Source organism: Streptosporangium sp. NPDC049078 (genome assembly GCF_040648855.1).
In the GTDB taxonomy this organism is placed as follows: Bacteria; Actinomycetota; Actinomycetes; order Streptosporangiales; family Streptosporangiaceae; genus Streptosporangium.
In genome coordinates this window covers 20,780-44,110 of sequence record NZ_JBEZEL010000015.1, presented here as the reverse complement: position 1 = coordinate 44,110, position 23,331 = coordinate 20,780, and the positions used below count along the sequence as shown (strand labels likewise).

The following is a 23,331-nucleotide window of genomic DNA, read 5'->3' as shown; positions in this document are numbered from 1 at the left end:
CCGTCCTCCGACATCGTGCTCCGGTGCCGCCGGACTCCCCCAACTCCGGCGACCTTCCGGATCAGGCCACCGCGGCCACCGGAAGCTCGACGGTGAGGACCCGGTTGAGCCGGGTCACCGCCAGCACCCGCATGACCCTGGGCGGCACCCTCCGCAGGATGAGGCGGCGTTCCGCGCTCACAGCGCGGCGATGCGTGCCCACCAGCACCCCGAGACCGGTGGCGTCGATCATTTCCAACCCGGAAAGATCTACGATCAGGTCGCCCCGCCCCGAGTCGACCGCCTCGTGCAGTCGCGGGCGCACCCGGGCCACGGTTCCCACGTCGAGACGATTCCCGACGCCGACCACCTGAGCCCGGGGGTTACCAGAGACGCGCATGCCTCCTCCTCACGCCCGGCCACGGAGAAACCGGCCCGGCACCACGGCGACGCGTCACCCGCCGACTGGTCACGCATCGCGTTCATCCGATGTCACCGCGCGGAAGAAGGTCGTCACTCCTACCAGAAGGTGCGAACCTCCCTCGTCCCTGACGTCGATCTTCCAGCGAACACGGGAGTCCCTTGCCCGATTCGAAGGAGAAAACGCGTTTAAAGCCAACCTTTTTGTTGGGCGGCCCGGATCGCGGTGATCCGGTTGGTCGCGCCCAGCTTGGTGATGGCGCTGGACAGGTAGTTGCGTACGGTGCCCTGGGTGAGGTGGAGCGCGACGGCGATCTCGGCGACCGAGGCGCCCTGCGCGGCCAGCTCCAGAGAGCCGCGCTCGCGCTCGGTGAGAGGGTTCTCCCCCGCCATCATCGCCGAGGCGGCCATCTCCGGGTCGAGATAGCGCCCACCCGCGTGGACCTTGCGGATCGCCGTCGCCAGTTCGTCGGCGGAGGCGTCCTTGGGGACGAAGCCGCGCACCCCTGCCGCGAGCGCCCGCCGCAGGTATCCGGGCCGCCCGAAGCTGGTCAGCATCAGCACCGCGTGGCCCCGCAGCGTCTCGGCGACGCTCAGCCCGTCCATCCCCGGCATCTCGATGTCCAGCACGACCACATCGGGCCGGTGCTCCAGCACGGCCGCCGCCACCAGGTCTCCCCTCGCCACCTCCGCCACCACCTCGATGTCCGGCTCCAGGCCGAGCAGGGTGGCGATCGCCTTCCTGACCAGGTGCTCGTCGTCGGCGAGCAGTGTCCGGATCACCATGCCTCCTCGGCCCGACAGCCCGGCACGGCGAGACGGCCCGCCTCGCCCCGACCACTCACCCCGCCGGAACGGCCCACCTCGACCGGACCGCTCACCCCACCGGGGCGCCCCACCTCGACCGGACAGCCCCGCACGGCGAGACGGTACGAGACGGTGGGACGGCCCGGCACGACGGCCATCGTCTGGATCATCGTTCTCCCTCCAGCGGGATCGTCGCCCGCAGCCTGAACGTCCCGGGACCGCCCGGGCCCGCCGTGACGGTCCCGCCGATGGCGGCGACCCGCTCCGAGAGCCCGAGGAGGCCGGTACCACCCCGGCCGTCCACCCCGTCGCCACCCCCGTCCTCGTCCACCCCGTCGTTGGTCATCTCCAGCACGGCATCTCCCCCGCGGAGGGTGATCGTGATACGGCACCGAGTGGCGGAGCTGTGCCGCAGCACGTTGGTGGTGCCCTCCCTCACCACCCAGGCCAGCAGGGTGGCCGTCCCCTCGGGCACCTGTTCGCGCGGTGTCTCCAGGGTGCAGCGGATGTCGCCCGCCTCCAGCACCGCGGTCATCGCGCGCAGCTCGGCGGTGAGGTCGACCGTCCGGTAGCCGCGTACCACCCCGCGGATCTCCTTGAGCGTCTGCCGCGCGAGGGTCCTCACCTCGTCCATCTCCCTCGCCGCCCGCCCGGCGTCCACCCCCGACAGCTTGGAGGCCACCTCGCTCTTGACGGCGATCGCGGAGAGGCTGTGCCCGACCAGATCGTGCAGGTCGCGGGAGAAGCGGAGCCGCTCCTCGGTGACGGCCAGTCTGGCCCGTGCCTCCTTGCCCTCCTCCGCGGCCCTGAACAGCTGCCAGAACCAGAGCTGGAACCGGTTCGACCACGGCGCCGCCGCGGCCACCCCGAGGTAGGCGCCGATGCCGGGCAGGGAACTCTCCTCGTACGGTGCCGCGAGCACCTCGGCGATCCCCTCTCCCGGCCACGCGAGGAACAGTCCGGCGGCGGTCGCCGCGACGGCGGCGACGATCGTGGCGGATCTGCCGAGCAGCAGCGCGGCGCCCGACACCCACGCCGGACCGAGCAGCCCCCAGGACCAGGGACCGCCGTCCTGGGTCAGCATGAGGGCCACCGCGACCACGGCCGAGGCGACGATCTCGCCTCGCGCGCCGGTTCCGTCCAGGGCCGCTCTGAGGATCCTCAGGTACAGGAGGCTGAAGATCACCAGACCCGGTATCCCGACGGTCAGCAGCGAGGGCCTGCCTCCCCCGTCCTCGTTCGCCAGCTCGGCGAGAGGGCTGATCCAGGCGAGGACGAGGCCCATGGTGAGGGAGAAGACGGTCATCCGGCGGAGCCGCTGGACGGACGAGCGCCGCCTTCTCGCGGAAAGCCCGGAAGGGGCGGCGGGAACGGCGGGGGCGGCGGGAACACGGTGCGTGGAGAACGCGAAGGGGACGAGGCGCGCGAGGCGCCTCATCCCTTGTCTCGCGAAGTCGGCCAGCATCTCGTTATGCACGTTAGCCGTGCCGAGGTTCCCAGCGGAACAGCCATCGGGCCAGCAGCCCGGCCACCGCGATCCAGGCCAGCAGGATCGCGAACGAGGGCAGCGCGGCCACCCACTGCCCGCCCGTGCTCAGCGCCTCGCCGCCCCCGGAGATGTGGTCACCGCCCAGGAAGGCGGTACGCGCGATCTCCACGATCGGAGTCGCGGGAAGCAGGGCGGCGACGTGGCCCAGCACACCGGGCAGCGTGTCCGCGGGGAACGCGATCGGGGCGCCGACCAGCACGAGCAGGAGCACCGGCAGCACCGTGACCTGGGCGAGTTCGGCGTTCGGCGTGAGGCCGGAGAAGGCGGCGGCGAGCAGGCAGAACAGCGCGACTCCCAGGACGGCGACGGTCACGAGCATCGGCACGTTCGCCGGCGTGACCCCCTCGGCCCGCCGCATCCAGACGGCCAGAAGCGCCACCTGGGCGAGATAGAGCACGAGTGCCCCGAGGGCGCCGCCACCGAGGATCGCCGGCCCCGACGGCTGGCTCGCGCACAGCCGCTTGAGCACCAGTTCCTCACGCCGGGCGGTGAAGGAGTTCACCAGGTTGACGAAGACCGCGAACACCAGCAGCACCCCTGGCAGCCCGGCCAGGACGAAAAGCCTCCCGGCCACGCCGTCGATCTTCTCGGCGCCGACCGCCTGGGTGTACAGCCAGGCCATCAGGAGCGGCAGCAGGAGCACGTTGAACAGGACCGTGGTGTTCCTGCTCACCAGGGTGAGATCGATCCTCGCGAGCCTGATCGCGTGCAGCACGTCGGTTCTCATGGTCACTCGCCCCTTCTCGCCGGTCCTGCCGCCACCGGCCCGCCGCCGGCCCGCCGATCCGTACCGTCGTCTCCGGCGTCCCCGGCCGACGACGCCTCCCCTGCCACCCGCAGGAAGACGTCCTCCAGGGTTCCCCGGCGTACGGCCAGCCGTTCCAGGGTCTCGCCCCGCGCGTCGGCCCAGTCCAGCAGCAGCCGGACCGCCGCGTGCGCGCGGGCCGCCGCCCGCGCGCCGGTCAGGGTGTAGGCGACCCCCGTATCGCCCGTGTCGCCGCCGTAGGTCAGTACGGGGGATACGCCGTCCAGCGGGGGCAGTTCGCCGAAGGTCCAGGAGATGCCGGGAAGGCGGAAGGAGATCCGGTCGCCGGAGCCGGCCACCACCTCCTCGACGGTGCCCTGGAGGTGGATCCGGCCCTCGTGCATGATGGCCAGCCGGTTGGCGAGGCGCTCGGCCTCCTCCAGGTAGTGGGTGGTGAGCAGCACCGTGGTGCCCCCCGCCCGCAGGTCCTCGATCACCTTCCAGGTGGCGCGACGCGCCTCGGGGTCCATGCCGGTGGTCGGCTCGTCCAGGAAGAGCACCTCCGGCCGGGAGATCACCGTCAGTGCGAGGTCGAGCCTGCGCCGCTGGCCGCCGGAGAGCTGCCGGACCCTGGTCCTCGCCTTCCTGGCCAGCCCCGCCGCCTCCAGTGCGTCCATGGTCCCCGGATCCGTGCCCCTGCGCCGGCCGGGAAGGGAGAACGTCCTCGCGGAGGCGGCGGTACGGTCCGTGTCGCGGCTCAGCCCCTCCCACAGGCCGACGGTCTCCGCGACCGTGAGGTCACCGAGGAAGCCGCCCTCCTGCAGCATGATCCCCACCCGGGGCCGCAGCGTCCGGCGCTGCCTGACCGGGTCGAGCCCGAGCACCCGGACGCTGCCGTCGGTGGGGGCCCTGAAACCCTCCAGGACCTCCACGGTGGTGGTCTTGCCTGCGCCGTTCGTGCCGAGCAGGGCGAACAACTCGCCCCTCGGGACGTCGAAGGAGACGCCGCGCACCGCCTCGAAGTCGCCGTACGCCTGCCGGAGCCCGCCGACCTCGATCACACTGTCGAGGCCCGGCGGGTCCGTCACCTGTGGTGTTCTCATGACGACAATCGTCGTCGTCCGGCATTTGACCAGGTAGTCGTGGATATCACCGGAAAACGGTGATCTTTACGGTGTTCCGGGTGACAAATGTCAACTACTGGCGGGGTGGCAGCGCGGGACGCCGCCGGGAGGGCCGGGTGGAGCGATCGGGCGGGGTCGCCGCCGGACGCTCCTCCAGCGCGGCCAGCACGAGCCGTACCGCCTCCTCGATCTGCGGATCCCTGTCCTGTGCCCAGTCGTCGGGGGCGATGTCGACCTCGACGTCGGGATCGACACCGTAGTTCTCCACGCCCCAGCCGAGCTCCTCGAACCAGAAGGAGTACTTGGGCACGGTGACGCGCGAGCCGTCGACCAGGCGGTGGGCGTCCTCGATACCGATGACGCCTCCCCAGGTGCGGGTGCCCACCACGGGCCCGAGCTTGTGGATCTTGAAGGCCGCGGTGACGATGTCGCCGTCGGATCCGGCGTTCTGGTCGGTGATCGCGACGAGCGGACCGCGCGGCGCGTCCTCGGGATAGGTGATCGGTGTCATGCCCCTGGGCAGGTCCCAGGCGATGACCCGGCGGATCAGCTTCTCGATGACCAGCTCGGAGGTGTGGCCGCCGCGGTTCCCCCGTACGTCCACCACGAGCCCTTCGAAGGTCATCTCTCTGCGCAGGTCACGGTGGAACTGCGCCCAGCCCTCGGCCACCATGTCCGGGATGTGCAGGTAGCCGAGGCGTCCGCCGCCGAGCTCCCTGACCCGTGCCCGGCATCGGGCCACCCAGTGCTGGTAGCGCAGGCGCCGGTCGTCGCGGAGCGGTGTGACGACCACCCGCCGCCCGCCGCCCAGGGTCAGCTCGACCGGCTTGTCGGCGGCGCCGACCAGCAGCCGCGCGGGTCCCTCCGGCGGCACCGGGCGCCCGTCGACCGCGAGCAGTGCCTCTCCCGGCTGGACGCCCGCCCCCGGACCGGCGAGCGGCGAGCGGGCGTGCACGTCGGAGGACTCCGCGGGCAGCACCCGGTCCACCTGCCAGCGGCCGTCGTCGCCCCTGGAGAGGTCGGCGCCGAGCAGCCCGACCGGTTCTGAGGCCGGGTAGCCCCAGGGAGCGGCGTCGACGTAGGCGTGCGAGCTGCCCAGCTCCCCCAGAACCTCCCAGAGCAGGTCGGCGAAGTCGTCGGCGGTGGCGACCCGGTCCACCAGCGGCCGGTACTCCTCCAGTACGTTCTCCCAGTCGACGTCGGCCATGTCCTCGACCCAGAAGTCGGCGCGCATCCTGCGGCCCGCCTGGGCGTAGGCGTGCCGCCGCAGGACGCGCGGGTCGGCGGTGATCCGGATCCTGGACAGGTCGACGGTCGCGTCGTCACCGTTCTTGCCGCCCTGCTTGCCCCCGGCGGGACGAACCGTGAGCGTGCCCTTGTCGCTGACGACGAGCTGTGTGCCGTCACCGCTCACCCGGTACCAGTCGAGCTTGTCGACCACTTCCTTCCACTCGCGCTTGACCAGGTCGTAGCGGTCCAGCGCCGGGCGGGGCGCCTCGCCGCCCACCTCGTCCCTGTCCTCGCCGAGCTCCCCCGCCAGCGGCTCCCGCAGCCAGACGAACCCGCCCTTGACCGCGCGCAGGTCCGAGTAGCGGCCCTCGGGCACCGGAACCTGCACGACCCTGGCGGCGATGCCCTCCAGGTCCACGGTGAGCGCGCCGTCGCTCTTGCCGTCGCCGTCGGGGCCGGAACCCGAGTCCGAGTCGGGGTCGGCCGCCCTTCCCGCGGCGCTGGGCGCGAACGGGGACGGCGTGGACGCGGACAGCGGCACCAGGTAGGGCCGGTAACCGAAGGGGAAGGACATGTCGAAGGAGTGCGCGTCGTAGACCGGGTCGAAGCCGCGTCGCGACAGGAACGCCAGATAGTCACCCGCGAAAGCGGGTGAGATGTCCACGAACCGGCCGTCGGTGACATCGGTGACGACCCGGTCCGCCACCCTCGCCAGCCTGATCCTGCGCAGCTGGGGGCCGTCGGGGTGCGACCAGGCCAGCCAGGCCGAGTCGGGTGACCAGGTCAGGCCGTGGATCTCCCCTTCGGCCCTGGCCAGCTCCACGGCCTCGCCGGAGGCCACGTCGACCAGGAGCAGCCGTCCGTTCCTGGCGGTCACCGCGATCGTGTTCCCGTCGGGCGCGACGGCGAGGTCACCGACCTCGCCCAGCGTCCCCACGGCGATCCTGCGGCTCTCCCCGCCGCCCGCCGGGACGATCTCCAGCCCCTGCGTCTCGCCGTCGTCGAAGACCCACACCACGCGGTCGTCGCCGAGCATGCGGGGCCGCCCCGCCGACAGGCCGTCGCTGAGCTGCCGCGCAGGGCCGTCCCGGTGCGTCACCCAGTGCACCGTTCCCTGGACCTCCACCGCGCTGGCGCGCCCGGTCGCGTCCACGGCCAGGTCGTGCAACCGCCTGCCCGCGTTGACCTGGTACGGCTGCCGCCCGCGCAGCGGGGAGCCGAGGGTGACGTCGAGTTTGCGGGCCTCGGCGTCGAGATCGTCCAGGAGGTAGAGGTCTCCGGCGTTCTGGTAGACGATCCGGGTCCCGTCGGTGGTGGCGTGCCGGGCGTAGAAGACCTCGTGGTCGGTGTGGCGGCGCAGGCCGCCGCCGTCCAGGTCGCAGGAGTAGAGGTTGCCGATGCCCTCGTGGTCGGAGAGGAAGACGAGCCGCCCCCCGACGAGCATCGGGCTCGCGAGGTGGCCGTTCAGGTCGGTCAGGATCCGGGTGAAGTCACCGTCGCCGCGCCGCACCCACAGGCGGCCCGCCGTGCCGCCCCGGTAGCGCTTCCAGACCGCGGGGTCGCGGGGAAGCCCTCCGGCGAGCAGCGCCACTGTGTCCCCCGCGGTTCCCCCCGCCATCGACAGGTCGTTGACCGGGCCGTACGGCAGCCGCTCGACCCGTCCCTCACCGAGCGCGTAGGCCCAGGTCTGCGAAGCGAACGGCTGGCCGGTCGCGCTGATCGCGAGGACCTCGCCGTCCGGCGTCCAGCCGCGCGTCCGCGTCCGCGCGTCTCCCCAGTAGGTCAGCCGCTCCGCGGAACCGGACTCCAGGTCCGCCAGGTAGACCTCGGGAGCGCCGTCACGGACACCGGTCCAGGCGACCCTGGTACCGCCTGGCGAGAGACGAGGGTGGCTCGCGGGGGCTCGGTCCAGGGAGAGACGCCACGCACGGCCGCCGTCCGCCGGGGCCGCCCACACGTCGTCGTCGGCGACGAAGGTGAGCGTCTCATGGGAGATGTGGGGGAATCGCAGGTAGAAACCAGAAACCATCGACAAATCATATGGTCCTCTATCAGGTTAAACAGGATGGTTTTCCTGCCGATACGCTGAGCCTCATGACGCGAGCTGACAGAGACAACCCGGTGGTGCTCTCGAAGATCTACACCCGTACCGGGGACGACGGCACGACCGCGCTCGGCGACATGAGCCGCACTCGCAAGACCGATCCGCGCCTGGCCGCCTACGCGGACGTCGAGGAGGCGAACGCCGCGATCGGCGTCGCCCTCGCCGCGGGGACCCTGGAGGCGGACATCACCGCCGTCCTCAGCCGGATCCAGAACGAACTGTTCGACGTCGGGGCCGACCTGTGCGCCCCGGTCGTGGAGAACCCCGAGTTCCCCCCGCTGCGCGTCGAGCCCTCCTACATCGACTGGCTGGAGGCGCGGTGCGACGAGTTCAACGAACGCCTCACGCCGCTGCGCAGCTTCATCCTGCCCGGCGGCACCCCGGCCGTGGCCGCGCTCCACGTCGCCAGGACCGTGGTCCGGCGGGCCGAGCGGACCGCCTGGTCGGCCATGGAGGCCCACGACGACGTCAACCCGCTCACCGCGAAGTACCTCAACCGGCTGAGTGATCTGATGTTCATCCTCTGCCGGGTGGCCGCGGGCGGCGACGAGATCCTCTGGAAACCCGGCGGCACCCGCTGAGAGCGAGCGCCGACGGATCCCCACGGAGAAACCCGTCGGCACACGCGGAGAACGCGGACCGCGCCCTGCCCGGCGGGTGCCCCCGGGCACGTGGGTCAGGCGACGTCGAGGTAGGCGCTGGGCGGGGCGGACTCCAGCCAGGCGACGAAGCCCGTCAGTGCCCGGTATCCCATCGCGAGCTCGAAGGCGTCATTCCCGTTGCGGCACTCGATCGCCGTCACGCCCTCGATGAACCCGAAGAACTCACCGGACCCGACCTTGCGCCGTCCGGAAACCACAAGGCCGCGCCTCACGATGACGTGGCGCGGCCTTGGGAGCAGACCTATGAGCGGAATCCAGTTGAGGTGGCCGTCGGCGTAGCGGGCCACCCCGACCCGCCAGCCCCGCTTCTTCGACAGGGAGCGCAGACAACAGAGCACCGATCCCCGGGAGCGGGTGAGTATCAGAACCCGAAGGCCCAGGAGGGCGACGAGCAGCCCCAGCACGATGAGAACATCCACCACCATGTCTGCTCGCCCCCCAAAAGCGCGTACAGCCTAAGAAGCAGAATTTATCCGACTTCTTCCCCGGCCGCGCGCAACCGGGCCCTGGCACGCCTCGCCCCGGCGGCCGCGTCCGCGTCTTCCTGCTCGGATTCGACCGAGGCCTGAGCCCGTTCCAGCGCGCTCTTCGCGCGGGCGACATCGATCTCGGAACCCAGCTCGGCCACCTCGGCCAGAACCGACACCTCGTCGTCGGCCACCGAGAGGAACCCTCCGTGGACGGCGGCGACGAGATCGGCCTCGCCGTTGCCTCGCTTGATCTTCAGCAACCCGCCCTCGACGAGAACGCCGAGCACGGGCGCGTGCTTAGGCATGATACCGATCTCGCCGTCGACGGTCTTGGCAATGACCATGTCGGCCTCCCCGGACCAGATCTCACGCTCCGGGGAGACGACGCCTACTCGCAGCTTCGCCACTTTCTCTCCAGTTCCTTATCGAACCAGGCGCCGGTACGGCCGCGTGACCGTACCGGCGCCGAAGGCGACTAGCGGGCGAGTTCCTTGGCCTTGGCCACGGCCTGGTCGATGCCGCCGACCATGAAGAACGCCTGCTCGGGCAGGTGGTCGTAGTCGCCGGCGCACAGACCCTTGAACGAGGCGATGGTCTCGTCCAGCGGGACGTTCTCGCCGGGCTGACCGGTGAACGCCTCGGCGGCGTACATCGGGTGGGACAGGAAACGCTCGATACGACGGGCCCGGTTGACGGTGACCTTGTCCTCTTCCGAGAGCTCGTCGATACCGAGGATCGCGATGATGTCCTGCAGTTCCTTGTACTTCTGCAGGATCCGCTTGGTCTCCTGGGCCACGCGGTAGTGCTCCTCGCCGACGATCAGCGGGTCGAGGATCCGCGAGGTGGAGTCGAGCGGGTCCACCGCGGGGTAGATGCCCTTCTCCGAGATCGGCCGCGAGAGCACGGTCTGCGCGTCGAGGTGCGCGAACGCGTTGTGCGGGGCCGGGTCGGTGATGTCGTCCGCGGGGACGTAGATCGCCTGCATGGAGGTGATCGAGTGACCGCGGGTCGAGGTGATGCGCTCCTGGAGAACACCCATCTCGTCGGCGAGGGTCGGCTGGTAACCCACCGCGGACGGCATACGGCCGAGCAGGGTGGACACCTCGGAGCCGGCCTGGGTGAACCGGAAGATGTTGTCGATGAACAGCAGCACGTCCTGCTTCTGGACGTCACGGAAGTACTCCGCCATGGTCAGGGCGGAGAGCGCGACGCGCAGACGGGTGCCCGGGGGCTCGTCCATCTGGCCGAAGACGAGGGCGGTGTCCTTGAGGACGTTCGCCTCCTCCATCTCCAGCCAGAGGTCGTTGCCCTCACGGGTGCGCTCGCCGACGCCGGCGAACACCGAGGTGCCACCGAAGTTGCGGGCGACCCGGCGGATCATCTCCTGGATCAGAACGGTCTTGCCCACGCCCGCGCCGCCGAACAGGCCGATCTTGCCGCCCTGCACGTACGGGGTGAGCAGGTCGATGACCTTGATGCCGGTGGTCAGCATCTCGGTGCGCGACTCAAGGGTGTCGAAGGAGGGCGAAGGGCGGTGGATGCCCCAGCGCTCGCTGATCTGGAGCGAAGAGGTCTCGACGTCCAGCGACTCGCCCAGGGTGCTCCACACGTGGCCCTTGACGACGTCGCCGACGGGGACCGAGATGGCCGCGCCGGTGTCGGTCACCGGGGCGCCACGGGTGAGGCCGTCGGTGGGCTGCATGGAGATCGCGCGGACGAGGTTGTCACCCAGGTGCTGGGCGACCTCCAGGGTGAGGACCTTCGCCTCACCCTGGAGCTCGACGTCGACCTTGAGGGCGTTGTAGATCTCGGGCATCGCCTCGACGGGGAACTCCACGTCGACGACGGGACCGGTGACCCGCGCGACGCGGCCCACGCCGGTCTCAACAGTCTGTGCAGTCATTTCACTCTTTCCCCGCTGCGGAGTCGGCCAGCGCGTTCGCGCCACCGACGATCTCGCTGATTTCCTGGGTGATCTCGGCCTGGCGGACCTGGTTCATCTGCTGGGTGAACACGCGGATGAGCTCGTTGGCGTTGTCGGTGGCCGACTTCATCGCCCGGCGGCGCGAAGCCTCCTCCGAGGCCGCCGACTGGAGCAGCGCGCTGAAGATGCGCGACTCCACGTAACGCGGCAGCAGCGTGTCGAGGACCTCGCCCGCGTTGGGCTCGAACTCGAAGTAGGGAAGCGGCGTGTCGGACGCCTCCTCCACGCTCTCCTCGACCTCCAGCGGGAGGATCCGCTTGACCACGACCTCCTGCGTCAGCATCGAGACGAACTCGGTGGAGACGATGTGGATCTCGTCCACCCCGTCGTCGTTCGAGAACGCCTCGATCAACGCGCCGGCGATCTCCTTGGCGTCGGAGTAGGCGGGCTTACGGGAGAACCCCGTCCACTGCCCGCCCATCTCACGGTTGCGGAAGGTGTGCCAGGCGACGCCCTTGCGACCCGTCACGTAGGGCACGGGCTCGACGCCCCTGTCCCTGAGCAGGTTGCCGAGCGCCTCCGCCTCGCGAAGGATGTTGGCGTTGAAGCCGCCGCAGAAGCCGCTGTCGCTGGTCACGATCAGGACGGCGGCCCTGGAGGGCTGCTCCTTGGCCACCGTCAGCGGATGGTCGGTGACGGTGGTGTTGCTGACCACGCTCGTGACGGCGTGGGTGATCTCGCGCTCGTACGGCACCGCGGCCTGCATCCGCTGCTGGGCCTTGACGATGCGGGACGAGGCGATGAGCTCTTGGGCGCGGGTGATCTTCGCCGTGGACTTGACCGACTTGATCCTCCGCCGCAGCAGTCTTAGCTGGGCACCCATCGGCTACTTCTTCTCCACCGAGCGGACTCGCTTCGTGATCTTCTCCTGGCCGACCTCGGCCTCGCCGAGCGCGGCGACCGGCTCGTCGTTGACCAGGTACTCACCGGAGGAGGTCTCGAAGCTCTTCTTGAACTCGGTGATGGCGTCCTTGAGGACGGTCACCGTGTCGTCGGACAGGTCACGGGTCTCGCGGATACCGTCGAAGACGCCCTTGTTCTCACGGCCCAGGTAGTCGAGGAACTCCGACTCGAAGCGGCGGATGTCCTCGACCGGGACGTCGTCGAGCTCACCGGTGGTGCCGGCCCAGACCGACACGACCTGCTTCTCGACGGGGAACGGGCTGTACTGGGCCTGCTTGAGCAGCTCGACCAGGCGCTGACCGCGCTCCAGCTGGGCGCGGGAGGCCGCGTCCAGGTCGGAGGCGAAGGAGGCGAAGGCCTCCAGGTCACGGAACTGCGACAGCGACAGACGCAGGGTGCCGGCGACCTTCTTCATCGCCTTGATCTGCGCCGAGCCGCCGACTCGGGAGACGGAGACACCGACGTTGATGGCCGGACGCACACCCGCGTTGAACAGGTCGGTCTCGAGGAAGCACTGGCCGTCGGTGATGGAGATGACGTTGGTGGGGATGAACGCCGAGACGTCGTTGCCCTTCGTCTCGATGATCGGCAGGCCGGTCATCGAGCCGGACCCCATGTCCTTGGAGAGCTTCGCGCAGCGCTCAAGGAGACGGGAGTGCAAGTAGAAGACGTCGCCGGGGAACGCCTCACGGCCCGGCGGACGGCGCAGCAGGAGGGAGACCGCGCGGTAGGCGTCGGCCTGCTTGGTCAGGTCGTCGAAGACGATGAGGACGTGCTTGCCCTGGTACATCCAGTGCTGGCCGATGGCCGAACCGGTGTAGGGCGCGAGGTACTTGTAGCCGGCCGGGTCGGAGGCCGGAGCGGCGACGATGGTGGTGTACTCCATCGCGCCCGCCTCCTCAAGGCGGCCCTTGACCTGGGCGATCGTGGAGCCCTTCTGGCCGACCGCGACGTAGACGCAGAGAACCTGCTTGTCGGGGTCGCCGGAGAGCCAGTTCTCCCGCTGGTTGAGGATGGTGTCCACGGCGACGGCGGTCTTGCCCGTGCCACGGTCACCGATGATCAGCTGGCGCTGGCCGCGGCCGATCGGCGTCATGGCGTCGACCGCCTTGAGGCCGGTCTGCAGCGGCTCCTTCACCGGCTGGCGCTGGACCACCGAGGGGGCCTGGAGTTCGAGGGCGCGCAGGCCCTCGGCCTCGATCGCGCCCTTGCCGTCCAGGGGGACGCCCAGCGGGTCGACCACCCGGCCGAGGAAGCCGTCGCCGACCGGCACGGACAGGACCTCGCCCGTCCGGCGGACCGACTGACCCTCCTCGATCTTGCTGAAGTCACCCAGAACGACGACACCGATCTCTCGGACGTCCAGGTTCAGTGCCAGGCCACGCGTGCCGTCCTCGAACTCAAGCAGCTCGTTCGCCATCGCCGAGGGAAGGCCGGAGACATGGGCGATACCGTCGCCGCAGTCGACGACGGTCCCGATCTCCTCGCGCGCGGCACCTTCCGGCTCGTACGCCTGGACGAAGCGCTCAAGTGCGTCCCGGATCTCGTCCGGCCGGATCGTAAGCTCCGCCATCTCTCTTCAGTCTCCCTATTCGCCTAGCCGGCCAACCGGCGGCGGACTTCTTCGATTCGTCCCGCGATGGTGGTGTCGATGAGGTCGTCCCCGATGTGGACCGAGAACCCTCCCAGCACCCGCGGATCCACCTCGACGTTCAGATGAACGTCGCGGCCGTACGAGGTGCGCAGCCACGTGGCGAGACGCTGCTTCTGCACCTCCGAGAGCACGACGGCGCTGCGCACCACCGCGACGAGGCGCTGCCGCTGGGCGGCGACCAGCCTGCCGAACTCGGCAAGCCCACTGTCCAGGCTACGTCCTCTCGGATGCAGCACAAGCTGGATGAGCAGGCGCAGGGTGGTGGGGGCCACCTTTCCTGCCAGGAGGGAGTTCAGCAGCTCCCGCTTGGCCGGTGCCGGGGCCGCCGGCGCCGTCAAGGTCCGGTAAAGCTCCAGGTTCGAGGCGGTGATCCGCCCGAACCTGAACAGCTCGTCCTCGACGTCGTCGAGCCTGCCCTGTGCCTCCGCCTCGGCCGCGGCGGCGATGACGCCGAGGCGCTCCAGCGCGTCGGCCAGGTCGCCCAGGCGCGCCCACTTGGCGGACACGGCCGCGATGACCGTCTCCAGCGCGGCACCGCTGATCTTGCCCTCCAGCAGCACCCGTACGACCTGCGCCTTCTGGGCCGCGGGACGTGCGGGGTCGGAGAGGTTGCGGCGGAGCCCGTGCTCACGGTCCAGCAGGTCGGCGACCGAGAAAAGCTCGTCGGCCAGCGTGCCGAGGTCGGCGCTTCCCGCCACGGCGTTGAAGCGCTCTTCGACCTCGGCCAGCGAGGCCCTGCTCAGGCCCCTCATCGGCTGCTCACCGACACTCGCGCGTCACGCCCGGTTCGCCGCGTCATCAGCGGACCGCCGCGCTGCTCGACTCGAGCTCCTCAAGGAACCTGTCGACCGTACGGCGCTGACGCGCCTCGTCCTCCAGGGACTCCCCGACGATGCGGCCGGCGAGCTCGATCGACAGGCGGCCGAGCTCGGTGCGGAGCTGGGCGAACGCCTGCTGGCGGTCGGCCTCGATCTGCAGGTGCGCGGCCTCGACCAGGCGGCGGGCCTCGGCCTGCGCCTCCTCGCGGAGCTCGGCCTTGATCTGCGCGCCCTGCTCGCGGGCCTCCTCACGCAGCCGCGAGGCTTCGTGACGGGCTTCGGAGAGCTGGTCCTTGTACTGCTTGAGCAGCGCCTGGGCCTCGGCCTGGGCGTCCTCGGCTCGCTTGATGCCGCCCTCGATCGCGTCGGTCCGCTCGGCCAGGGTCTTCTGGATGCGCGGGGTGAGGATCTTACCGACGACGAAGAGGACGACGAAGAACGCGAAACCGCCGACGACCAGCTCGTAGAGGTGCGGCATGAGCGGACTGTTGCCCTCGGCCGCCAGGAGCTTAGCTGCGGTAGTCATCGATGCAGCCTTCCGTCAGGGTGTTTTCTATCAGAGGCCGTAGATGAACGGCGCGACAAGACCGATCAGGGCCAGCGCCTCGACGAGCACGAAGCCCAGCAGCATGTTCTGGCGGATCAGGCCGTAGGTCTCGGGCTGGCGGGCGATGGCCTGCAGACCGTTACCGAAGATGAGACCGACACCGATGCCGGGGCCGAGCGTGGCGAGTCCGTAACCGATGGAACCGATGTTGCCGGAGACCTCAGCGATGACGTTCATTGCTGTTTCCTTTACAAGATGGCCGGTGAACGAGTCTCACCGGTCTGAACTGGACGAGAAGGGTCTTAGTGCTCGGCGTGCAGCGAGCCGCCGATGTACATCGCGGCGAGCAGCGCGAACAGGAAGGCCTGGAGGAACTGGATGAACATCTCGAACCCGGTCATCGCGATCGTCATGATGACGCCGACGACACCGACCGGGGCCCCGAGCGGCGTGAGCTGCTCGAAGAGGAACCAGAAACCGACGGCGCTGAAGAAGGCGAGGATGATGTGGCCCGCGAACATGTTGGCGAAGAGTCGCACGGCGTGGGTGAACGGCGCCACGATCATGTTGGAGAGGAACTCGATCGGCGCGAGCAGCAGGTAGATCGGCTTGGGCAGGCCGGGCGGGAACATCATGTTCTTGAAGTAGCCGATACCGCCCTGGTGCTTCACACCCAGGTAGATCTTCAGCACGTAGATGCTCACCGCCAGGACGATCGGGAAGGCGATGTGCGAGGCGACCGGGAACTGCAGGAAGGGGACGACCCCCATCAGGTTCCAGATCCAGACCAGGAAGAACAGGCTCAGCAGCAGGCCCATCCAGCGGTCGGCGTCCTTACCGAGGAAGGGGCGGGCCACCTGGTCGCGGACGAACGTGTAGCCGACCTCGCCGATGTTCTGGATGCCCCTGGGGACCAGCTTCGGGTTGGCGAAGGCCGACCAGCAGAAGGCTATGACCAGGAGCGAGCTCAGCAGGGCGAGCAGGACCGGCTTGGTGAACCAGGCGACGCCGGGAATGATCGGGGGGAGATCGAACAGCTCAAGCCCGGGGGCCTTGAACTCGTCGGCGGCGAGGACCGTCAGCGCCTTCACGCGGCGTTCCCTTCAACGTGGTAGTGGATCAAGATTGCTTCCTCAGCGAAGCGACCGCCGCGCGAGGTCAGCGACCGTATTTCCGGTAGACCAGGTAGATGGCGAGAACGACACCGACGATCACTCCGATCGGTGTGAACACAGCCACGCCGGTCCAACGGCTCAGCAACCAACCACCGCCGCCGTACAGAATGATCCCGGAGAGAATGTAACTGGGAACCGACCAGGCAGCATTGGCGAAGTCGCGGCCATCGCTCTCGGGCCTGCGTTCTTGTTCGCTCATTGCGGGCATGACAATAGCAGCCAGGCAGATGACTAGTCATATCGGGTGCCCACCGCCCGGTCATAATACGCCTCACCGGGGGTCACCCCGACCGGGAACGGTCGCACTCGGGTCGACGTAGAGCATCTTCGTCTTCATGAACCCCCACATCTCACCGGCCGTCCAGACGACGGTGCAGATGATCGCCGACCAGCCGAAGGCGCGGGGCTCGAAGGCCGTGGCACTCTCGAAAGTTTTAAGGAGCGCCATGATGATCAGGACCTTCACCGCGTAGGTGACGATCGCGGCGACCATCATCATGGCGGGAGAGATCCTGCTCGCGTAGGAGACCGCGACCAGGCTCACCGTGAAGAAGACCGCCACCACCAGGAGGCCGAGCGCGGCCCCCAGCGCCCCCTTGCCACCGGAGAGCAGCGTCGCCGCGAGCACGACGACCACGCCCGCGGCGGCGGTGGGTATCACGGCCCCTTTGAGGACGCGCACGTCGTTGGCCTGCATCGGCACTCCCTGTGGCTGTTATCAAGCGAGCGATTGCTACGTCGTAGATCCGGCCGGCCCCCGGACCCGTTAGTGAAAGCTATCACAAGCTCTCGGAAGGCCGCCTTTACCTGCTGTTTCAAGTAAACGATCAAGGTGTTGGCGAAAACGGCTCAAAGCGGCGTCTCAGAGTTCGAGAAACCCTGACGGGGAGCGCTGAGCGACAGGTCGGGCAGCGCCGAGAGCGTCGCCGTGTCGTCGCCGGCGGCGGCCGGACGGGGTCCCGACGCCTCCGAGGGATACGGATGGGGCCTGCCCCGGTGCGGCTGCCCGCCGGGACGCGCGTGCCGCCCCGGCCCCTCCGCCGGACCCGCGGGACCCGTGGGAGAGGCGGGATCCGGCCCACCACGCCCCTCGGTCCCCCCCTCGGCCTCACCCTCGGCCCCGCCGAGGTCGCGGCGGGCGCGCCAGCGGGGCAGCGCCATCATCACCAGCACACCGATCGCGAGCAGCACGGTGAGCGGGAACAGGATGAGCGGGACGCCCTCGATGGACAGCGCCACGACCGCGAAGGCGAACAGGAAGGTCCACGCGTACATGATCATGACGCTGCGGCGGTGCGAGTGGCCGATGTCCAGCAGCCGATGGTGCAGATGCCCCCGGTCGGGTGAGAACGGCGACAGGCCGTTGGACGTGCGCCGGATCACCGCCATGATCAGGTCCAACAGCGGGAGCACCAGGATCGCGACCGGCACGAGCAGGGGAAGGATGACGGGGAAACGGTTGATGCTGCTGGAGTCGAGCGGCGTGACCAGGATCATCGTGGAGGCGAGGACCAGGCCGATCAGCATCGCCCCCGTGTCGCCCATGAAGATCTTCGCCGGGTGGAAGTTGTGCGGCAGGAAGCCGAGGCAGATCCCGATGAGCACCGAGGCGATGACCGCCGTCGCGTTGATGCTGGTGTTGCCGTAGTCCTTCGACAGGGCCACCGAGTACGTCCACGTGGCCATCGCGGCGATGCCGACGATCCCCGCGGCGAGCCCGTCGAGCCCGTCGACGAAGTTGACCGCGTTGATCATGACGACCACGATCAGGATCGTGATCAGCGGGCTCAGCGTCGAGTCCAGGATGGTCTGCCCGCCCAGCGCGGTGGGCAGCGGGAGCCACGGCAGGCTGACACCGAAGGTGACGAGCACCCCCGCGGCGCCGATCTGCCCGGCGAGCTTGACCAGCGCGTCCATACCCAGCCAGTCGTCCAGGAAGCCGGTCAGCGTGATCAGGCCACCCGCGGCGATCAGCGCGATCACGGTCTTGCCCTGGCCCTCGGCCGCCAGCTTGCCCCCGGCGTAGGGCAGCTCTCCGGCGATCAGCAGACCGGCGACCAGGCCACCGTACATCGCCAGGCCACCGAGCCTGGGGGTCGGCGTGGTGTGCACGTCACGGCTGCGAACCTCGGGCATGGCGCCGATCCGAACGGCGAAAACGCGGATCAGGGGAACCAGCAGGTACGTCACCGCGGCCGCGACGAGCGCCATGAGTAGGTATTCGCGCACGGAACCAGTTTCGCGGATAGTCCGGCCACCTGTGACCGGAAAACGACACAGAACAGCTCATAGTTCGCTGGGATATATCTGATGAGCCCTCGTCAACACCTCGACGCGCTCCCGTATCTCCCCCGTCGCGTCCGGATCTCGGACGGCCTGCGCGACCATCGAGGCCACTTCCTTCATCTCCTCGGGGCCCATTCCCTGAGTCGTGACGCAGGGGGTGCCGACCCGGATCCCCGAGGTCACCGTGGGCGGCTCGGGATCGTAGGGGATCGCGTTGCGGTTCAGCGTGATCCCGGCCGCCTGGCACCGCTGCTCGGCCACCGCTCCGGAGATCCCGACATCGCGCAGATCGATCAGCGCCAGATGGCTGTCGGTGCCCCCGGAGACCGGCCGCATGCCCTCGGCGGCGAGCGCCTCGGCCAGCACCTGGGCGTTCGCCACCACCTGTCGCGCGTACTGCGCGAACTCCGGCCGCAGCGCCTCGCCGAACGCGACCGCCTTGGCCGCCACCGCGTGCATGAGCGGGCCCCCCTGCACGAACGGGAAGACCGCGCGATCGATCCTGGGTCCCAGCTCCTCCGTGCACATGATCCCGCCGCCTCTCGGACCGCGCAGCGCCTTGTGCGTGGTGAAGGTCACCACGTCCGCGTACGGCACGGCGGACGGCAGGGCCAGTCCGGCCATCAGGCCGACGGTGTGCGCGACGTCCGCGAGCAGCCAGGCGCCCACCTCGTCCGCGATCCCGCGGAAAGCGGCGAAGTCGATCTCACGCGGATAGGCGGTGGCGCCACAAATGATCATCTTGGGCTGGTACCGAAGCGCCAGCTCCCTCACCTCGTCGTAGTCGATCAGCTCGGTGTCCCTGCGCACGCCGTACGCCACGACGTCGAACCAGCGTCCCGAGAAGTTGACCTTGGAGCCGTGGGTGAGGTGGCCGCCGTGCGACAGCTCCATCGCGAGCATGGTGTCGCCGGGCTGGAGCAGGGCCGCGTAGGCGGCCAGGTTCGCCGAGGCGCCGGAGTGGGGCTGCACGTTGACGTGCTCGGCGCCGAACAGCAGCTTGGCGCGGTCGATCGCGAGCCGCTCGGCCCGGTCGACGACCTCGCACCCGGCGTAGTAACGCCTGCCGGGATAACCCTCGGCGTACTTGTTGGTGAGCGTCGAGCCGAGCGCGGCGAGCACGGCGGGTGAGGTGAAGTTCTCGCTCGCGATCAGCTGGACGCCGCCACGGAGCCGGTCGAGCTCGTCGAGGAGCACACTCGCGATCTCCGGGTCCTCGCGCTGCAGAAGACCGAAATCCGGCCCGTAGTACGGTTCTGCGCCCATGGCTCACACCCCGAAGACGACGACTCACCCCCACTGTAAGCCCGCCCGCCCCCGGTTGTCCCAGGTCAAGGACGTGCCGCCCCGGAAGGCGTGTCGCGAGGGAGCGCCCTCATCGCAGAGACCGCATCGCAGGAACACCCGTCAGGCAGGCGCGACGCCGCCCGGAGAACCGTCCCACGAGACCGCGTGTCCGGAGGGTCGGCACCCCGGCGGGGCCGCCTCACGAGAACGCGTGCGGGGCTCCGGATCTGACCGGCACCCACCTCGGCGTGTCGGCCGCCTGGTCGCTGATCGACGTCAGGACCGCCTGCCGGTAGAGGCCAAGGCGGGTGCGCCACTCCGTCATGTCCTCGACGTAGCGGCCCGAGACGGGCGCGTCCCAGACGTCGCTGCTCCTGGCGAGCTGGTAGGCCTTGTCCAGGCTGGAGGTCAGCGTGTCGAGCACGGGGAGCACCTGCCTCCACATCATGACCAGCCGCTGGTAGTCGGGGTTGAACTCCCACGACGTGGCCGCGTCCGGGGACGGCAGGCCGGTGCTGGCCGAGGCCGGAGGGGTCTCCCCCGGCTGCATCGGCTGCGGTGCGGGTGGATCCACGAACATCACAGGCTCCTCACCCTCGCTGACACGCTCCCTGCCTCCTGCTCACTGACCCTCTTCACTCGCCGACCACGCTCAAGGACGAGGACGAACCGCCGGCACACTCACCGCCTGCCGCCCTTCGCTTCCCAGGCGCCCCTCACCCACCCGCTCGCCGCCTCGACGCCGCCTTCGCGACGGTCACCGGCCGTCCCCCGGAGGCGGGATAGGCCGCAGCGGATCTCCCGCCTCCACGTCACCCGCAGGACCGTCGGGCCGGATGTCCATGGGCGCCCAGGCGCCCTCGCCCCAGGTCTCCCCGTCGGGCACGCTCACGCCGGGCATCTCCAGCGGTTCGATCTCGCGGGCGTTGTCGGCGAGCGTCCTGAGCGCGTCGAGGTCGAGCGGACCCGCCTCCGCGGTGACGACGTCACTGCCGTCGTTCGCCCACCGGGCGACCGAACCCCCGTCCTGCTGTGCGACCGGTTGCGTGTCCGGTCGCACGGGCGGCTGCGCGTCCGGCTGTACGGCCGGTTGCGCGGACACACCCCCGGGAGCCGCTCCCGCCTGTCCGGAAACCCCCGCCGCATCCTGCGCCACAGCGGAAACCGCGTCGCCGACGGCCGGCACCCGCATCCCGTCCGGCCGCGCGGCCTCACCCGAGGACGTATTCGCCGTCTGGATCGCGGGCTCGCCCGAAGCCGTCCCGACGGGCCGGAGCGCGGCCTCACCGGTGGACCGGGAAGGGGAGTCTCCCTGCGTCACATCGGCGGGCCTCGGGGCGGGATCGCCCGAGGTCGTACCCGTGGACTGGGGAGTCGCGTCGCCACCGGTGCCCGGCGGCTGGACGGTCTGGTCCGTGGTCGGGCCCGCCGTGTCGAGGAGCGGGTACGCGGGCTTGGCGGAATCGAGCGGCTGGTGCGGCTCGACCCAGCCGGGCTGCCCCCCGGTGACGGAGACGTTGTCGACCCCCGGCATCTCCAGCGGCGGGATGTCCTCGATGTTCTTCAGCAGCTCGTCGACCTCGGCCGCCGTGGGCGCGTCGAGCGGGATCTGGAGCACCTTCACCCCGTCGACCTCCACGACCTTCGCCCTGGAATCGCCGCTCTGGTCGATGTCGTCGGGGTGATCCTTCCTCGGGGTGTCGAGAACGGTGTCGCCGGACGACCCTCCCCCGTCTCTGGGCGAGCGCTCGTCGCCCTTGGAGCCGGTGTCACTCTTGGCGTCGGAATCGTTCACGGGCGCGTTCCCCGTGGAATCCCCGCGCGGCGTCGTCTCATCACCCTTGGAGCCGGTGTCGCCCTTGGCGTCGGAATCGTTCACCGGCACGGTGCCGGTCGAATCCTGCCCGCGCGGCGTCGTCTCATCACCCTTGGAGCCGGTGTCGCCCTTGGCGTCGGAATCGTTCACGGGCGCGTTCCCCGTGGAATCCCCACGCGGCGTCGTCTCATCACCCTTGGACCCCATGTCGCCCTTGGCGTCGGAATCGTTCACCGGCACGGTGCCGGTCGAATCCTGCCCGCGCGGCGTCGTGTCGCCCGAGTTGATGACCTCCCTCCCCCCGTCGTCGGCCCTGGGCGGCTCCGGCGTGGGCGTGGAGTCCCCCTGCGGCGCCCCGGGCGCGGGGGCGGTGTCCGGGTTGGGAGCCCCGGGCGTACGCGGGAGGTCGGGCGTCTCGCGCGGCGCGGTGTCGACAGGCTGCCCTCCCCCCTGCGGGTTCTCCCCCGGTCCGGGAACCGCGGGCTTCAGATCCTCGACCCTCGGCGTCTCAGGATGCGTCCCCTCGGTTCTGGGGACGTCCGGCGCGGGCGCGGAATCCTGCCTGGGCACCTCCGCGCCCTCGGCGTTCGGGGCACCCGGCGTGGGCGCGCCCTCGACGTTCGGCATCTCGGGGACGCGACCCGGCGCGGGGGCCTCCGGCCGGGTGTCCTCGCCCCTCGGCATGTCCGGTACGGACTGGGAGTCCGGGTTGTACACCTCCGACGGAGGCACGGCATCGTCCCTCGGAGCCTCCGGCACGGGGTCCGGGCGGGGAGGCTCAGGACGGGGCTCCTCGGCCTTCGGAGGCTCGGGACGTGGTTCCTCCGCCTTGGGAGGTTCGGGACGGGGCTCCTCGGCCTTGGGCGGCTCAGGTGTCGGATCGGGCCTGGGAGGCTCAGGACGCGGCTGCTCCGCCTTGGGCGGCTCAGGCGTGGGATCGGGCCTGGAGGTCTCGCGCGGCGGGGTCTCAGTCGGTTTCGCGGTCTCCTTGGGCTTCTCCCGCTCCTCCTTGGCCTTCTCCCCCTCCCGCTCTTCCTTGGCCTTCTCTCCTTCGCGCGGAGAGGTCTCGTCGGCCTTCGACCCCGTTTCCGGTTTCCGGTCGTCGGCCCCGGACGCCTCGGGTTTCCGCGTCTCCTTCCGATCATCCCGCTCATCCCGCGGGGAGGTCTCGTCGCTCTTCGAACCGGCCTCCGGCTTGGCCTCGTCGGCCTTCGGGGAGTCGTGCTTGGAGTCAGGCTTGCTGTCGTGTTTGGAGGAGTCTTTGGGATCGTCGCGCTGGGTGGCCTCCGCCGACTGGTCGCCGACGCGGGGCTTGTCGTCCGCCCCGACGGCCGGCTTGAGGTCGTCCGCCTTCGGGGTCTCGGGCTTGGCCCCGTTCTGAGAACCGCTCTCCGGCTTGGCGCCGTTCTGGGAGCCCGACTCGGGCTTGGCACCGTTCTGGGCGTCCGTCTCCGGCTTCGCGCCCTCGCCCTGGGAACCCGCCTCGGGTTTCGTGTCCCCGGCCTTCGGCTCGGTGGGGGGCGCCGTCCCGTTCTGGTTGACCCTCTTCTCCAGCAGCGCCACGCGGGCGGAGACGTCGCGGACCATCACGTCGCACGCGTCGGCGATCTGGACGGGTCTGTGGGTCGACTGAGAGGACAGGCCCGCCCCGCTCATCATCTGCGAGACCTTGCCTTCGACGTCCCGCATCCGCTCGGCCGCCCGCTGAACCTCGGACAACAGATCGCGGACCAGCTTGGGGTCCATTCCTTCGAACTTGCCCATGGACGTC

23 protein-coding genes are annotated in these 23,331 nt (G+C 69.9%); 1 reads left to right on the top strand and 22 read right to left on the bottom strand.

The genetic code is table 11. The annotated features are described in order from the left end of the window. Positions 1–61: 61 nt before the first annotated feature. The 7 genes from AB0B90_RS25430 to AB0B90_RS25400 all read right to left on the bottom strand — a co-directional run bounded on the left by AB0B90_RS25430 (position 62) and on the right by AB0B90_RS25400 (position 7,883). Complete coding sequence (locus AB0B90_RS25430; RefSeq protein ID WP_350948577.1) at positions 62–379, bottom strand: STAS domain-containing protein; 318 nt, start codon at positions 377–379, stop codon at positions 62–64. A gap of 209 nt (positions 380–588) precedes the next feature. Next, positions 589–1,182, bottom strand: coding sequence for a response regulator transcription factor (locus AB0B90_RS25425; RefSeq protein WP_350948605.1), 594 nt, complete (start codon positions 1,180–1,182; stop codon positions 589–591). Next, on the bottom strand, positions 1,179–1,376 hold the full coding sequence (locus AB0B90_RS25420; protein ID WP_350948576.1) for a hypothetical protein: 198 nt from the start codon (positions 1,374–1,376) through the stop codon (positions 1,179–1,181). Before AB0B90_RS25420 ends, AB0B90_RS25425 begins: the two co-directional genes overlap by 4 nt. After that, complete coding sequence (locus AB0B90_RS25415) at positions 1,373–2,644, bottom strand: histidine kinase (protein ID WP_362925109.1); 1,272 nt, start codon at positions 2,642–2,644, stop codon at positions 1,373–1,375. Before AB0B90_RS25415 ends, AB0B90_RS25420 begins: the two co-directional genes overlap by 4 nt. Before the next feature lie 40 nt (positions 2,645–2,684). Beyond that, positions 2,685–3,482, bottom strand: a complete 798-nt coding sequence (locus AB0B90_RS25410; protein WP_362925301.1) for an ABC transporter permease — start codon at positions 3,480–3,482, stop codon at positions 2,685–2,687. A gap of 2 nt (positions 3,483–3,484) precedes the next feature. After that, entirely contained in the window at positions 3,485–4,603 is a 1,119-nt protein-coding gene (locus tag AB0B90_RS25405; protein ID WP_362925107.1) for an ABC transporter ATP-binding protein, read from the bottom strand. 94 nt (positions 4,604–4,697) lie between these two features. Next, positions 4,698–7,883 (bottom strand): S41 family peptidase, encoded by a 3,186-nt coding sequence (locus tag AB0B90_RS25400; RefSeq protein ID WP_350948573.1) that lies wholly within the window; start codon positions 7,881–7,883, stop codon positions 4,698–4,700. Positions 7,884–7,948: 65 nt separating this feature from the next. On the opposite strand from AB0B90_RS25400, the gene AB0B90_RS25395 reads away from it, so the two are divergent. After that, the gene (locus AB0B90_RS25395; RefSeq protein WP_350948572.1) at positions 7,949–8,539 is read left to right on the top strand and encodes a cob(I)yrinic acid a,c-diamide adenosyltransferase; all 591 of its coding nucleotides are present in this window, start codon (positions 7,949–7,951) and stop codon (positions 8,537–8,539) included. 95 nt (positions 8,540–8,634) lie between these two features. On the opposite strand, the gene AB0B90_RS25390 is transcribed toward AB0B90_RS25395, so the two are convergent. From AB0B90_RS25390 to AB0B90_RS25320, 15 genes are all read right to left on the bottom strand, one after another. Then, the gene (locus AB0B90_RS25390) at positions 8,635–9,045 is read right to left on the bottom strand and encodes a DUF2550 domain-containing protein (protein ID WP_350948571.1); all 411 of its coding nucleotides are present in this window, start codon (positions 9,043–9,045) and stop codon (positions 8,635–8,637) included. A 44-nt stretch (positions 9,046–9,089) separates the two neighbouring features. Next, the gene (locus tag AB0B90_RS25385; RefSeq protein ID WP_350948570.1) at positions 9,090–9,497 is read right to left on the bottom strand and encodes a F0F1 ATP synthase subunit epsilon; all 408 of its coding nucleotides are present in this window, start codon (positions 9,495–9,497) and stop codon (positions 9,090–9,092) included. Between the two features lie 68 nt (positions 9,498–9,565). Beyond that, positions 9,566–10,993 carry a F0F1 ATP synthase subunit beta gene (gene atpD, locus AB0B90_RS25380; RefSeq protein ID WP_350948569.1) on the bottom strand — a complete coding sequence of 476 codons (1,428 nt, stop codon included), beginning with the start codon at positions 10,991–10,993 and terminating at the stop codon, positions 9,566–9,568. 1 nt (position 10,994) lies between these two features. Continuing rightward, positions 10,995–11,897: a F0F1 ATP synthase subunit gamma gene (locus tag AB0B90_RS25375; RefSeq protein ID WP_350948568.1), complete on the bottom strand. Its 903-nt coding sequence runs from the start codon at positions 11,895–11,897 to the stop codon at positions 10,995–10,997. A 3-nt stretch (positions 11,898–11,900) separates the two neighbouring features. Beyond that, complete coding sequence (gene atpA / locus AB0B90_RS25370; protein ID WP_350948567.1) at positions 11,901–13,550, bottom strand: F0F1 ATP synthase subunit alpha; 1,650 nt, start codon at positions 13,548–13,550, stop codon at positions 11,901–11,903. Between the two features lie 23 nt (positions 13,551–13,573). Then, positions 13,574–14,383 (bottom strand): F0F1 ATP synthase subunit delta, encoded by an 810-nt coding sequence (locus AB0B90_RS25365; protein ID WP_350948566.1) that lies wholly within the window; start codon positions 14,381–14,383, stop codon positions 13,574–13,576. A 46-nt stretch (positions 14,384–14,429) separates the two neighbouring features. Then, positions 14,430–14,975: a F0F1 ATP synthase subunit B gene (locus tag AB0B90_RS25360; RefSeq protein WP_350948565.1), complete on the bottom strand. Its 546-nt coding sequence runs from the start codon at positions 14,973–14,975 to the stop codon at positions 14,430–14,432. A gap of 30 nt (positions 14,976–15,005) precedes the next feature. Then, a complete protein-coding gene (gene atpE, locus AB0B90_RS25355) occupies positions 15,006–15,233 on the bottom strand; it encodes an ATP synthase F0 subunit C (protein ID WP_350948564.1) in 228 nt (75 codons plus the stop codon). A 65-nt stretch (positions 15,234–15,298) separates the two neighbouring features. After that, the gene (gene atpB / locus AB0B90_RS25350; protein ID WP_350948563.1) at positions 15,299–16,087 is read right to left on the bottom strand and encodes a F0F1 ATP synthase subunit A; all 789 of its coding nucleotides are present in this window, start codon (positions 16,085–16,087) and stop codon (positions 15,299–15,301) included. A gap of 67 nt (positions 16,088–16,154) precedes the next feature. Then, entirely contained in the window at positions 16,155–16,370 is a 216-nt protein-coding gene (locus tag AB0B90_RS25345; RefSeq protein ID WP_343975662.1) for an AtpZ/AtpI family protein, read from the bottom strand. A 72-nt stretch (positions 16,371–16,442) separates the two neighbouring features. Next, positions 16,443–16,868: a hypothetical protein gene (locus AB0B90_RS25340; protein WP_350948562.1), complete on the bottom strand. Its 426-nt coding sequence runs from the start codon at positions 16,866–16,868 to the stop codon at positions 16,443–16,445. Between the two features lie 152 nt (positions 16,869–17,020). Further along, positions 17,021–18,400: an undecaprenyl/decaprenyl-phosphate alpha-N-acetylglucosaminyl 1-phosphate transferase gene (locus AB0B90_RS25335; RefSeq protein WP_350948561.1), complete on the bottom strand. Its 1,380-nt coding sequence runs from the start codon at positions 18,398–18,400 to the stop codon at positions 17,021–17,023. A 57-nt stretch (positions 18,401–18,457) separates the two neighbouring features. After that, entirely contained in the window at positions 18,458–19,723 is a 1,266-nt protein-coding gene (gene glyA / locus AB0B90_RS25330; RefSeq protein ID WP_362925103.1) for a serine hydroxymethyltransferase, read from the bottom strand. A gap of 220 nt (positions 19,724–19,943) precedes the next feature. Then, positions 19,944–20,324, bottom strand: a complete 381-nt coding sequence (locus AB0B90_RS25325; RefSeq protein WP_350948559.1) for a hypothetical protein — start codon at positions 20,322–20,324, stop codon at positions 19,944–19,946. A gap of 177 nt (positions 20,325–20,501) precedes the next feature. Next, on the bottom strand, positions 20,502–23,324 hold the full coding sequence (locus AB0B90_RS25320) for a hypothetical protein (RefSeq protein WP_350948558.1): 2,823 nt from the start codon (positions 23,322–23,324) through the stop codon (positions 20,502–20,504). Positions 23,325–23,331: the final 7 nt, after the last annotated feature.